11 protein-coding genes and 1 pseudogene are annotated in these 12,035 nt (G+C 64.4%); 4 read left to right on the top strand and 8 right to left on the bottom strand.

The features are described from left to right. Positions 1-5: 5 nt before the first annotated feature. Positions 6-869 carry an SDR family oxidoreductase gene (locus tag C8C99_RS23255; RefSeq protein ID WP_108627337.1) on the top strand — a complete coding sequence of 288 codons (864 nt, stop codon included), beginning with the start codon at positions 6-8 and terminating at the stop codon, positions 867-869. Then, positions 866-1,744 (top strand): SDR family oxidoreductase, encoded by an 879-nt coding sequence (locus C8C99_RS23250; RefSeq protein ID WP_108627336.1) that lies wholly within the window; start codon positions 866-868, stop codon positions 1,742-1,744. Before C8C99_RS23255 ends, C8C99_RS23250 begins: the two co-directional genes overlap by 4 nt. A gap of 192 nt (positions 1,745-1,936) precedes the next feature. Here C8C99_RS23250 and istB read toward each other — a convergent pair whose 3' ends face one another. Next, the gene (istB, locus tag C8C99_RS23240) at positions 1,937-2,740 is read right to left on the bottom strand and encodes an IS21-like element ISThsp10 family helper ATPase IstB (protein WP_108625308.1); all 804 of its coding nucleotides are present in this window, start codon (positions 2,738-2,740) and stop codon (positions 1,937-1,939) included. Then, positions 2,730-4,256 carry an IS21 family transposase gene (gene istA, locus C8C99_RS23235; protein WP_108627297.1) on the bottom strand — a complete coding sequence of 509 codons (1,527 nt, stop codon included), beginning with the start codon at positions 4,254-4,256 and terminating at the stop codon, positions 2,730-2,732. The genes istB and istA overlap by 11 nt, the downstream gene beginning before the upstream one ends. Before the next feature lie 293 nt (positions 4,257-4,549). Between istA and C8C99_RS24470 the strand changes: the two genes are divergently transcribed. Continuing rightward, a complete protein-coding gene (locus C8C99_RS24470) occupies positions 4,550-4,711 on the top strand; it encodes a helix-turn-helix domain-containing protein (RefSeq protein ID WP_369867868.1) in 162 nt (53 codons plus the stop codon). 116 nt (positions 4,712-4,827) lie between these two features. Then, a pseudogene (locus C8C99_RS23225) lies at positions 4,828-5,268 on the top strand (methyl-accepting chemotaxis protein); the annotation flags it as partial. Between the two features lie 15 nt (positions 5,269-5,283). Here C8C99_RS23225 and C8C99_RS24265 read toward each other — a convergent pair. The 6 genes from C8C99_RS24265 to C8C99_RS23200 form a co-directional block, all read right to left on the bottom strand. Continuing rightward, entirely contained in the window at positions 5,284-7,809 is a 2,526-nt protein-coding gene (locus C8C99_RS24265) for a LuxR C-terminal-related transcriptional regulator (protein WP_233247466.1), read from the bottom strand. A gap of 167 nt (positions 7,810-7,976) precedes the next feature. Further along, positions 7,977-8,396 carry a Zn-ribbon domain-containing OB-fold protein gene (locus tag C8C99_RS23215; protein ID WP_108627334.1) on the bottom strand — a complete coding sequence of 140 codons (420 nt, stop codon included), beginning with the start codon at positions 8,394-8,396 and terminating at the stop codon, positions 7,977-7,979. Further along, entirely contained in the window at positions 8,393-9,595 is a 1,203-nt protein-coding gene (locus C8C99_RS23210) for a thiolase (protein WP_108627333.1), read from the bottom strand. The genes C8C99_RS23215 and C8C99_RS23210 overlap by 4 nt, the downstream gene beginning before the upstream one ends. 26 nt (positions 9,596-9,621) lie before the next feature. Beyond that, the gene (locus C8C99_RS24095) at positions 9,622-9,999 is read right to left on the bottom strand and encodes a hypothetical protein (protein WP_199226552.1); all 378 of its coding nucleotides are present in this window, start codon (positions 9,997-9,999) and stop codon (positions 9,622-9,624) included. Continuing rightward, entirely contained in the window at positions 9,953-11,260 is a 1,308-nt protein-coding gene (locus C8C99_RS23205; protein WP_199226551.1) for a long-chain fatty acid--CoA ligase, read from the bottom strand. Before C8C99_RS23205 ends, C8C99_RS24095 begins: the two co-directional genes overlap by 47 nt. Positions 11,261-11,353: 93 nt before the next feature. Continuing rightward, a complete protein-coding gene (locus C8C99_RS23200) occupies positions 11,354-12,025 on the bottom strand; it encodes a nitroreductase (RefSeq protein WP_108627332.1) in 672 nt (223 codons plus the stop codon). Positions 12,026-12,035 lie beyond the last annotated feature (10 nt).

The following is a 12,035-nucleotide window of genomic DNA, read 5'->3' as shown; positions in this document are numbered from 1 at the left end:
TACCCATGACAACACCCACCAGCTTCGGCTTTGACGATGAGACACTCTCGACCCGACCGACCGTCTACCAACCTGGCCTGTTCGATGGCCAGGTGGTAATGGTCAGCGGTGCCGGCAGCGGCATCGGCAAGGCCATCGCCTTTCTGTACGCGCGACTGGGCGCCAAACTGGCCATCTGCGGGCGCGACCTGGTCAAGCTCGAAGACTGCGCCGAGCGGCTGCGCCGTCTGGGCAGCCCCGAAGTGCTGGTGCAACCCACCAACATCCGCGATGCCGAGCAGATCGAGCAATTTATGGACGCGGCTTGGCGGCACTTCGGACGCGTCGACGTGATGGTCAACAATGCCGGTGGACAGTTCCCCCAGCGCGCGCTCGACTATAGCGTCAAGGGCTGGAAAGCGGTGATCGATACCAACCTGAACGGCACCTGGTACATGATGCACGCGCTGGCCCGCCGCTGGCGCGACACAGGCACACAGGGCAACATCGTCAACATCGTCGCCACCTTTCAGCGCGGCATGCCGGGCGTTGCCCACACCTGCGCCGCGCGCGCCGCGGTGACTCACCTGTCCAAAACTGTTGCAGTGGAGTGGGCGCAGTATGGCATCCGCGTCAATTGCATTGCGCCGGGAGCGATCGCCAGCACCGGCTTCCGTCAGTACACCCCCGAGGCCGTGAAGGCCTTCGCCGGAGCCAACCCGATGAAGCATGTCGGTGACGTGCAGGACGTAGCGGAGGCTGCGGTCTACCTCAGCGCGCCCAGTGGCAAGTTCGTCACCGGCGAACTGCTTACGGTGGATGGAGGTGGTGTGCTCTGGGGGGAAGTCTGGACCATCACCAAACCCGATTACTTCAAGATGAACGCATGAACCCAACCACAACGCAGCACCCCAAGTTCGGCCCCGGTGACGAAGCACTGGCCACCCTGCCGACGGTCTACCGCGACGATCTGTTCGCCGGCAAGGTGGTGCTGGTGTCGGGCGCCGGCAGCGGTATCGGCAAGGCGATTGCCTTCCTGTTCGCGCGGCTCGGCGCAACGCTCGCGATATGCGGACGCCAGGCCGACAAGCTCGAGGACTGCGCCGAAAAACTGCGCGCGCTGTCGGGCCGTGAGGTGTTTACCTACCCGATGACCATCCGCGACCCCGAGCAGGTGGACGCCATGCTCGGTGCCGTGTGGGAACGCCTGGGCTGCGTCGACGTGCTGGTCAACAACGCCGGCGGCCAGTTTGCCGCCCATGCGATGGACTTCAGCGTCAAAGGCTGGAACGCCGTGATCGACACCAACCTCAACGGCACATGGTACATGATGCAGGGCGCGGCCAGGCGCTGGGTGGCGCAGGGTCGGCCCGGCAACATCGTCAACATCACCGCCGCCATCGACCGCGGCCTGCCCGGCATGGCGCACACCACCGCTTCGCGCGCCGGCGTGATCGCGCTGTCGCGCACGCTGGCCATCGAGTGGGCGGAGCACGGCATACGCCTCAACTGCATTGGTGCCGGCGCCATCGAGAGCAACGGTTTCAACAACTACCGCGAAGAAAACGTTTCCACCTTCTACCAGTGCAATCCGATGAAGCGGGCCGGCGATGTGCAGGACATCGCCGAGGCGGTGGTCTACCTCGCCGCCCCTTCCGGCAAATTCATCACCGGCGAGGTGCTCAACGTTGAGGGCGGGATGCTGCTGTGGGGTGAGTTCTGGCCTGCCGGCAAGCCGGACTATTTCGAAGTCGGCCAAGAGTGAGCGCGCAATCCCCTCTTCCGTCGGCAACTTACTCTCATGGGCCGTTTCAGCAGCTCGTGGGATACGATATTCTGAACAGCGGGCACGGCTTGTATTTCCGGCTGCCAATCCGGCGCGACTGTTGATTTCCACGCAAAGCTGACCCACCATTTCCATCGAATCTTGACCCACCCTGGTTCGTGAGCTTCACGCTCACGTTGTGGATAAGTTCTTGGTCGCCTTCTCCTTCTTGGTGGTCTGTGGTGGTTGCTGTGCGGAGCTGTTCTTGAACCTGTAGCTGTCGTTACCCGTTTCCAGAATATGGCAGTGATGCGTGAGTCGGTCCAGCAGTGCCGTGGTCATCTTGGCATCCCCGAACACACTGGCCCATTCGCTGAAGCTCAGGTTGGTGGTGATCACAACGCTGGTGCGCTCGTACAGCTTGGACAGCAGGTGGAACAGCAAGGCTCCTCCTGACGTGCTGAATGGCAGGTAGCCCAGTTCATCCAGGATCACCAGATCGGCATAGGCTAGGCGGTGCGCGATCTGCCCCGGCTTGCCCTGGGCCTTCTCCTCTTCCAGTGCATTGACCAGCTCCACCGTGGAGAAGAACCGCACCCTGCGGTGATGGTGCTCAATGGCTTGCACCCCGAGGGCTGTGGCGATGTGGGTCTTGCCCGTACCCGGGCCACCCACCAACACCACGTTGTTGGCGTTCTCCAAGAATTCGCAGCGGTGCAGCTGGCGTACCAGTGCCTCGTTCACCTCACTGTGGCCGAAGTCAAACCCAGCCAGGTCCCGGTACGCCGGGAACCTGGCCACCTTCAATTGGTAGGCCACCGAGCGCACCTCTCGCTCGGCGGTCTCGGCCTTGAGCAGTTGGGACAGGATGGGCTGCGCCGCATCGAAGGCCGGTGCACCTTGCTCAGCCAGTTCTGCAACTGCCTGGGCCATGCCGTGCATCTTGAGCTCGCGCAGCATGATCACGATGGAAGCGATGGCAGGGTCATGACGCATAGCGCACCTCCCTCAATTGGTCGTAACGAAGCACATTGGCTTGGGGTTCCACCGCCAGCTTGAGGGCCTGCGGCGATGTGACCGGTGCTGGGGCGGGCTTACCGTCCAGCAGGCGGTGGAGCACGTTCAGGATGTGGGTCTTGCTGGCAGCCCCTGACTCCAGTGCCAACTCCACTGCAGCGAGCACAGCTTGTTCATCGTGGTGCAGCACCAGTGCCAGTACCTCCACCATCTCCCGGTCGCCGCCGGGTTGCTTGAGCAAGGTGGCCTGCAGTCGCTTGAAGGCCGCTGGTAGCTCCAGGAATGGGGCGCCGTTGCGCAAAGCTCCTGGTTTGCGCTGCAGCACCGCCAAGTAGTGGCGCCAGTCGTACACGGTCTGACCCGTACCGTGGTGGTTACGCTCGATCAGGCGCTGATGCTCGCACACGATCTGGCCTTCGGCGGCGACCACCAGGCGATCGGCGTAGACCCGCAGGCTCACCGGCCGATTGGCATACGGCGCCGGCACGCTGTAGCGATTGCGCTCGAAGTGGACCAAGCAGGTGGGTGAGACGCGCTTGGTGTGCTCCACAAAGCCATCGAAGGGCCGGGGCATCGGCATCAAGCTTGCCTTCTCTTGAGCCCAGACATCCGCGACGGAGCCCGGCAGCTTGCCGTGCTCGATCTCGTGCCACAGCGCCACGCAGCGCTCTTCAAGCCAGGCATTGAGATCGGACAGGCTTGGGAATGGCGGCACTACCTGCCACAGGCGATGGCAGGCATCGCGCACGTTCTTCTCCACCTGGCCCTTCTCCCAGCCCGAGGCCGGGTTGCAGAACTCGGCCTCGGACAGGAAGTGGCTGACCATGGCGGCGAAACGCACATTGACGTCGCGCTCCTTGCCACGGCGCACCCGGTTTACTGCGGTGCGCATGTTGTCGTAGATGCCACGGCGGGGCACGCCACCCAGGACTACGAATGCATGGTTGTGGGCATCGAACAGCATCTCGTGCGTCTGCAGGGGGTAGGCGCGCAGGTAGAACGCTCGGCTGTGGCTGAGCTTGAAGTGGGCTACCTGCAGCTTGGTGCGCACGCCGGCGAGAACAGCCCAGTCCTCGCTCCAGTCGAACTGGAAGGCCTCACCCGGGCCGAAGGTCAGGGGAACGAAGGTGCCACGGCCGGTGGTCTGCTGTGACACAAGGCGCTGCTCGTGCCAGAGGCGGGCGAAGGCCGCCACACGGTTGTAGGAGCCGCCATAACCGAGCGCCTGCAGATCCACGTACATCTGCTTGACGGTGCGCCGCTGCTTGCGGGATCGGCCAGCTTCCGTCTTGAGCCAGCCGGCGAGCTTCAAGGCGAAGGGATCGAGCTTGGATGGACTGACCCGCTTGGCATAGTGCGGCTCGGCCTCGCCTGCGCGCAGGTACTTGCGGATGGTGTTGCGCGAGAGGCCCGTGCGGCGGGCGATCTCCCGGATGGACAGCTGCTCTCGCAGGGCCCAGCGCCTGATGACACTCAGTGTTGCCACGTCTATCACTCCTGGTCTCCTGCTGCTCAGCAAAGCAGCAGGTTAGGGTTAGTACGTGGGTCAGGTTTGGATGGAAATCCCGGGGGTTAGTGGGTCACTTCTGCGTGGAAATCAACACCCAATTGTCTTGGCCAGGCAACATCCGCCAACTTCGCCAAAAAATCGAGGAGGCCCTGGTTTTCTCCTCCGGCAAAACGCTTTCCATTTCACACTTCGCCAGACGACCGGTGAGTCTGGCGTCCCCTAGGAATCAGAGCAGGCCCGAGATTGCCGAACAGGCCAAGGTCGTTCAACTGAGAGATATGGAGCGGCAAGCTGCGGCAGAAGCGGTGCGACTTCATGGGGGCAACAAAAGCAAAGCTGCGTCTTCGCTCGGAATTTCGCGTTCGCACCTTTACAGGCTACTCAGTCAGGAACAAGGCCCTCCGGCTGAGAGCAAAACGCTCCCACTAGATTCTCATTAGAACGAGTTTGGCGAACTTGAGACGGATCAATGCGGCTTAAAGTTTCGCCGTTTTCTCCTGGATGGCACAGTTATGCTTCGCGCCGCGGCACAGTTATGCTTCCGGCGACAAATGCCGCGGTCGAGGCCGCCAAGGAAATCAAGACCCTGATCGACGACAGCGTGGGCCGGGTCGAGCAAGGCAGCGCCCTGGTGGACCAGGCCGGCACCACCATAAGAGAGGTCGTGGACAGCATCCGACGCGTGACCGACATCATGGGCGAGATCAGCGCGGCCAGCAGTGAACAAAGCGCGGGCGTGGCGCAGGTGGGTGAGGCCGTCACCAATATGGACCAGGTCACGCAGCAGAATGCGGCGCTGGTCGAGCAGATGGCCGCGGCGGCCTCCAGCCTGAAGGGCCAGTCCGAAGAGCTGGTGCAGACGGTGGCGGTGTTCAAACTGGCGGGCGATGGCAGTCCCCATGCCGCGCACAGTGTCCCGAGTCGCCAGTCTGTACAAGAAGGGCTTCGCGGCGCCAACGACTTCGAGAGGATCGGACAAGGGGCCGTCGCGACCTGATGCGGCGGCTCACAGCTACCCCCGCGCCCGCGCTTCCCGCAAAGCGCCCGTGCGGTTTCTCACGCCCAGTTTGGCGTACAGGTTGTGCAGGTGCCACTTGACCGTGCCCTCGGTCAACACGAGCCGCCCCGCCACTTCGCCCTTCGACAGGCCATCTGCGAGCAGGCGAAGGATCTGCAGTTCGCGCTCGGTTGGTCGCTCCTGCCCCAGGGTCACCGCATCCTGGCATGCAGATGCAGTGCCTGCGGCAAGCAGCAGCGTGCGCGCATATGAAACCGCCGGCGTGGGACTTTTCGGCTTGTCGACCACGCGACGCAAGAGGCCTTCCAACTCGGCGCCTTCGTCGAGGTACAGGCGAACGTAGCCGTTCGATGCCGCGATGCGAAGGCTTTCCATCACCGCGTCGTGGGCACCTTCGGCCTCTCCTGTTCGCGCCAACACCAGTGAGCGCAGCATCAGCAACTCGGCCAGCTTGTGCTGCTGATGGCTGCGCCGCGCCCTGTCGATGCCCGAATCGGCCCATTGCAGGGCGAGGTCGGGCCGCCCCTGCGCGAGATCGAGGCGTGCCCCGAGGCGCTCGGCCTTGTCTGTGTGCAGATGGGTCTGCGAACTTTGCGGCAGCAGCCCATGGTCGCTGGCCATTCGCCGAGCCGCCTCGACGTCGCCGGCGCGCAGCAGCAGTGCACGCTCGGCCACCATCGTCAGTTGCAGGCGCATGAAGCCGCGCGCCAGTCCCACGCGCTCGCCTTCCGCCGCCGCGTCAAGCGCCGCAGACAGGTCGCCACGCGCCGCCTGCAGACGCGACGCTGCCACGTAGCCCGCGACTATCGCATCGACGATGCCCTGGTGCGGCAGCAGTGGCAGCGCCGCTTCCGCCTCCACCATCGCATCGGCGCACTGGTTGCGTTCGTACAGCAGCAACGCGCGGATCGCGCGCAGCATGGCCGCCAAGCCGGCGGCCCCTGGCGTGAAAGCCGGCGCTTCGGCCAGCGCCGAGGCGCTGTCCGCCAGGGCATCGCGATGCCGACCGGCCTTGAGCAGCGAGGCAGCCGAGACCACTCGTACCCACATGAGACCGTAAGGCGATGGCGCGTCATCGAACTTCACTTGCGCCTCGCGCAAGCACTGGGCAGCCTCGGCGAAGCGTCCATTGCATTTCTGCGCATAGGCCAGCACCGTGTGTGCCGCGCCGTTGTGGAACGGATCTGGATCGGGCGGCCCGGCCAGCCACTTGAGCACGAAGACTTCGGCATCGGCCGCGTCATCCCGCAGGCCCGCGATCACGCCTCGTTGAAGGACGGTCGTATGCAGAATCAAGCAGGCACCGGCTGATCCTTCCTTGCCACAAACCCGCTCGATGCGCGCCAGCCACGCTGCCGCTTCGGCATAGCGGCGCAGAAACACAAGTGCCCAAACCGCATACAACATCAATTCGCCATCAGGCTCGACGCTGCGCAACTCCAGTTGCGCAAGCAGGTCCAGAAAGGTTTCGTGCCGGCCTTCGCCTTGCACCAGCTGACGCGCGTAACCGGTCAGGTAATCGGACGCGAGCCTCGGGTCATCCACCTTCAGAGCCGTGCGGATCGCACGGTAGACCTCGCCCCGGGCAGCCCACCATTGAGCGCACCGCTTTCGCAGCATGGGCACCGAAACACTCCCCACGCCGACCAATCGCGTCAACGCGCGCTCCGCCACCAACGCATGCAAGGCGTAGAATGGCTCGCCAGCCACGCGCCCCCGGCGCTGCACGATGCCCAGTTGCTCGCCCGCGGCGATCGCCTCCGCCCCTTCGGGCACATCGAGCGCGGCCAGCAGCGGCAGCGTGAAGTCGCCGACTGCGGCCATCACGAACAGCGCCTGCTGGCGGGCCGGCGCGAGGCCCTTGAAGAAGCTCTCGTAAACGAATCTGTCCATCAGCAAGTTGCTACCGCCATCGGCTGCCTCCTGCACGCCCTCGCCGCTGGCGAGAGCAAGCTGCACCAATGCTGGCCAACCATCGGTGATCCCGACGATATGATCGATCTCTTCGTCACCGGCCGACAACTGGCGCCGCCGCACCAGTTCTCGCACATCCTGAGCATCGAGCTTCAGTTCGCGCTGTGTCACCCAGCGCACCAGCCCGCGCGCGGTCGGCACGGCCAGATCGCAGTCCATCCCTTCACGGCCGCAAACAACGAACCTCACGTGATCGGGCGCTGCCATCAACAGACGGCTCAGGGTGTGAGCGCGCTCGCTGCCTCGCAACACTTGCACATCGTCGAAAAATAGCGCCATGGGACGACGGCGTTGACCAAGAGCCTGCAACAACGCCATCCAGCAGCCCTCGAGCGCCGCCGCGTCGATAACCCCCATCGCGACGGGCTCCAACGAACCTCCGACGGCATTCAACAAGGAGCGCACAAAGAACACCTGGTCGCGCCACGGAGTGTCGAGGCCCACCCACACGGGGTCGGCGTCTTTGCAAGCGCGAAACCATCCTCCTGCCAAGGTCGTCTTGCCATAGCCCGCCGGCGCAACGACGGCCACGATCCGATCACGCATGGACAAGGGCGAAATCGCCCGCCGCACCACCGTAGCCGGCGTCTGGTCAGGAGGCACGCCCTCAACGACCGCCTAGGAGGACGCAGCGAAATGGGGCCAGCGAAATGTGGCTTTGGGTGCGGCCATGCCCTCGGAGGACGCTTGAAGGCGCCGCGCCATGTTTGAAGTCAGATCGCCCGGAACCGCGGCAGCGCCACGCCGCCGCCGACGGGCTCGCACACCAGCTCGACCGCCATGTCGAAGGTGACCACCGAAGGGTCTGCGCCGACGAAGGCGCTGATCATCCGCGGACCTTCTTCGAGCTCGACCAGCAGCACCGCATAGGGCGTGTCCGGCTTGAAGGCTGGCCCGGGCGCCCGGTGCACCACGCTGAACGAATGCACCTTGGCGCGACCGCTGGCGGGGCGGTGCTCCAGCTGTTCACTGCCGCACGCACGGCATATCGCCTGCTGGTAGAGTTGCACGTGGCCGCACGCAAGGCAGTGTTGCAGCAACAGCTGGCCCTCCTGGATGCCGCGCCAATAGATTTCCGAATCAGCATCCGGCGTCGGCTGTGGCTTGAGGTGGGCGTCCTTCGGGTTAATCACAGCGTGGCCTCCGTTCCCAGGATGGTGGTGGCGTTGGTGGCGAAACCGGCGCCCAGGCTGTGCACCAGGCCGAGTTCAGCGCCTGCAACCTGGCGCTCGCCGCAGTTGCCGCGCAACTGGTTGACGATCTCGTAAAAATGAAACAGCGAGCCCGGCATGCCCGAGTGGGCGAACGACAGCAGGCCGCCATGGGTGTTGCAGGGAATGGCGCCACCGTAGCTGATCTGGCCGTCTTCGACGAAGCGCCCGCCCTCCCCTTTGGGGCAGAAGCCGAGGTCCTCGAGCATCATGATCACCGTGCCGGTGAAGCAGTCGTAGACGCCGGCCACGTCGATGTCCTTTGGCCCGCAACCGGCCATGGCATAGGCTTTGGCGCTCGATTGCACCGCGCCGGTGGTGGTCAGTGAAGGCATCAGGAAGATGTGCTCGTGCGTGTAGCATTCGCCTCCGCCCAGGATGTAGACGGGCTTGCCAATTCCCAGGGCCTTGGCGCGCGCGGCCGAGGTGACGATGAAGGCCGCCGCGCCGTCGGAGATGAGCGAGCAGTCGAGCTTGTGGTAGGGCGTTGTCACCCAGCCGGAATTGAGCACGTCGTCAACCGTAAGTGGCGCGGTCATCTGCGCCCCCGGCGTGCGGCGTGCGTGCTCGCGGTGGACCACCGCCACCCGGGCAAACTGCTCGGCCGTGGTGCCGAACTCTTGCATGTGCCGGTGCGCGGTCATGGCGAAGGTGTTGGCCACGGGAATGCCGAACGGCATCTCGTATTGCTGGTCCCGGCTTTCGGTCATCGAGCGCAAGGCGAGGTCGGGCGACAGGCCGGTCAGCAGGCTGTCGCCGCCCACCACCAGCACGGTCTCGGCCAAGCCGCCGGCAATGGCGGCGGCGGCGATGTTGAACATGGTCGCCGCCGTGGCGCCGGAAACCTGCAGCGTGTTGGAAAACGTGGGCTGGATGCCGAGGTACTCGCTGAAGGCCACGCTGAAGCGGTGGAACGGCGAGGCGAAGGCGGAGCTTGAAAGCACGCCGTCGATCTCGTGCTTGCCGATGCCTGCGTCGGCCAGCGCCTTACCCGCCGCATCGGCGGCCAGCGCGAGCGCGCTCTTGCCCGGCACGCGGCCGACGGCGGAAATGCCTGCGCCGATGATCGCGGTTTTACCGCGCAGCGTGTGTGTCAGGGGGGCTGATTGGATGTTCGCCATAACAGGGTTCGTGGGTCGGGACGGGCTCAGGCAGCCGCAGGGCGCACGTGTTTGCGCAATTGTGCCTTCAGGATTTTCCCCACCGGGTTGCGCGGGATGGCGTCAAGGTACTCGATGTGCTCGGGCAACTTGTAAGCCGCCACGCCGATCTTCTTCAGGTGGCCGACGATGTCCTCCAGCGTCGGCGGCTGGGCCTTGTCCTTGGGAACGACGAAGATACAGGTCTTCTCGCCCATGATCTCGTCGGGTACCGCCACCGCCGCCACCTCCTGCACGCCGGGATGGGTGAGAACCAGGTTCTCGACCTCGGCGGCGCTGACGTTGAAGCCACCGCGAATGATGATGTCTTTCTTGCGGTCAAAAAAAACCGATGTGGTGAGCGTCCCGCACGATGAAGAAGTCACCAGTGCGACAATAGCCGTCAAGCGTGAACGTGCTTTTCGCCAGGTCCGGCCGCTGGTAGTAGCCGGCAAACACGTTAGGCCCGCGGTAGACCAGCTCGCCCACCTGGCCCGGCTGCGTGCATTCGTCGTCGCCCTCGTCGAGCAGCTTCATCTCGACACCTCGGATGCCCGAGGGCCACTCAACTCCCGGGCAACCCCACCACGGAAAGTGATCGGCCCGCTTGGCGAAATCGGGCACGTCTCGCGCGCCGGCAAACAACGCGGTGCCTTCGGTCTGTCCCCAGGCGTGCAGGATTTCGATGTTCCAGCGCCGCTTGAACTCCTCCATGCTCCAGCGCGAGGGTGGCGCCGAACCCGAGGCGATGCAACGCACGCTGGAGAAGTCGAGCTGGTCGACGTTGGGCAACTTGAGGATCATGTTCAGCACGGCGGGCACCAGCAGGGTGAAGTGCACTTGGTCATGCATCAACTGCTTGAGTAGCAGCGGCATGTTCAGCGGATGATGCAAGAGCGTCGTGCCTCCAATGGCCAGCGAGGCCAGCCAGGTCGCCACGCCGGTCATGTTGACCACCGGCGCAGTCGCCAACACCCTGTCCCCTTCGTGCAGCCCGGCTGCCTGCGGGATCAGGTTCATCTGAAAGATCCAGTTGTTGTGCGACATCGGGCAGCCCTTGGAAAGGGCTTCGGTGCCGGACGACCAGCACAGGCTGAAAATATCGTTAGCGTCGACACCGATGGCGTCGAGCCTGGCCACGTCGGCCGCACCACGCGCCATCTCGGCAATGCGCTCGATCGGCAGCGCGACAAACCCGGCCTTCTCGGCAATGGCGAGCTGATGGGCGCCCTTGAAATCGCGCATCCCGAAGAAAAAGCGCGCCTCGGTGAGTTTCTTGACGTTCTGGAACTCGTTGTCGCGCCACTGAATCGGCATCGGCGAGAGCACGCCGCCGGCGCGGCTGACCGCAAGAAACATGGCCACCAGCTCCCATACGTTGGGCAGTTGCACGACGACGATCTCGTCCTTGCGCAAACCCATGTCCAGCAGCCCAGTCGCGATGGCGTCGACGGCCACGGACAGCTCTCGATAGCTCAGGCTCTGTGCTGCCGTGCCGGTCAGATCGGGCCGGTCGGCCGGGTCGATCACGGCGGGCCGCTCTGGCGCCTTGGTCGCCGTCTCGCGCAGCAAATCGAGCAGGGTGCGCCGGCCCCAGTGGCCGCTCTCGGTATAACGCTTCAAGGTCCCAGGGTTGTGCAGAATCATCGCTTGTCTCCTTTAATAATTGATGTGCTTGTCAGCATGCACAAAGGCTCGGTCGCTGGCGCGTGAGCGTGAGCGTGAGCTCAGCATGTGGCGTCAAAAACCATGGAAGCTGGCGAACGTATCCACGTCGGCACGCTCGGTGATGAAGGCGTTCTCCGAGGCCGACAGGTCCTCATGTCCGAGGGCGATGCCGCAGGCAAGAATTTCATGCTCGCCGATCGGCAACTGATCCCGGGCCACCTTGTGGTACCAGGCAAACGCAGCCTGCGCGCAGGTGTGCAGGCCCTGCGCGCGCGCGGCCACCAGGATGCTCTGGATGAACATGCCCAGGTCCATGAAGCTGCCGGTGTTCAGTCGCCGGTCCAGCGTGACGAGCAGGCCCACCGGCGCATCGAAAAACGTGTAGTTGCGCAGCATCTGCCGCTCGCGCGCCGCCGTGTCGTCGCGCGCGATGCCCAGGCTGGCGTACAGACCAAAACCGCAGCGGCGGCGGCGCTCCAGGTAGGGCTCGACCCAGGCCGTGGGGTAATACGCGTACTCGGCCTGGTGGCGCTCGGGCTCGTGCGTGGCCGCCTCGACGAAGGCACCGCACAGGCGCTGCCGAGCCTCACCCGCCACCGCATACACCTTCCACGGCTGCACGTTGTTGCCACTCGGGGCCCGTGCCGCCACGCTCAGGATCTGGTGCACGACTGAAGCAGGAACGGGTGTGGGGAGAAACCGTCTGACCGATTTTCGGCTGCGAATCGCTTCATCGACATGCATGGATCATCAC

It is taken from the genome of Acidovorax sp. 107 (assembly GCF_003058055.1).
GTDB lineage: Bacteria > Pseudomonadota > Gammaproteobacteria > Burkholderiales > Burkholderiaceae_C > Acidovorax.
This window is presented reverse-complemented; position numbering and strand designations above follow the sequence as displayed.

Coding starts and splice junctions, on each gene's coding strand:
- C8C99_RS23255 (WP_108627337.1), top strand. CDS start 6: ATGACAACACCCACCAGCTTCGGCTTTGACGATGAGACACTCTCGACC.
- C8C99_RS23250 (WP_108627336.1), top strand. CDS start 866: ATGAACCCAACCACAACGCAGCACCCCAAGTTCGGCCCCGGTGACGAA.
- istB (WP_108625308.1), bottom strand. CDS start 2,740: ATGCGTCATGACCCTGCCATCGCTTCCATCGTGATCATGCTGCGCGAG.
- C8C99_RS24470 (WP_369867868.1), top strand. CDS start 4,550: ATGGAGCGGCAAGCTGCGGCAGAAGCGGTGCGACTTCATGGGGGCAAC.
- C8C99_RS24265 (WP_233247466.1), bottom strand. CDS start 7,809: ATGCGTGATCGGATCGTGGCCGTCGTTGCGCCGGCGGGCTATGGCAAG.
- C8C99_RS23210 (WP_108627333.1), bottom strand. CDS start 9,595: ATGGCGAACATCCAATCAGCCCCCCTGACACACACGCTGCGCGGTAAA.
- C8C99_RS23205 (WP_199226551.1), bottom strand. CDS start 11,260: ATGATTCTGCACAACCCTGGGACCTTGAAGCGTTATACCGAGAGCGGC.
- C8C99_RS23200 (WP_108627332.1), bottom strand. CDS start 12,025: ATGCATGTCGATGAAGCGATTCGCAGCCGAAAATCGGTCAGACGGTTT.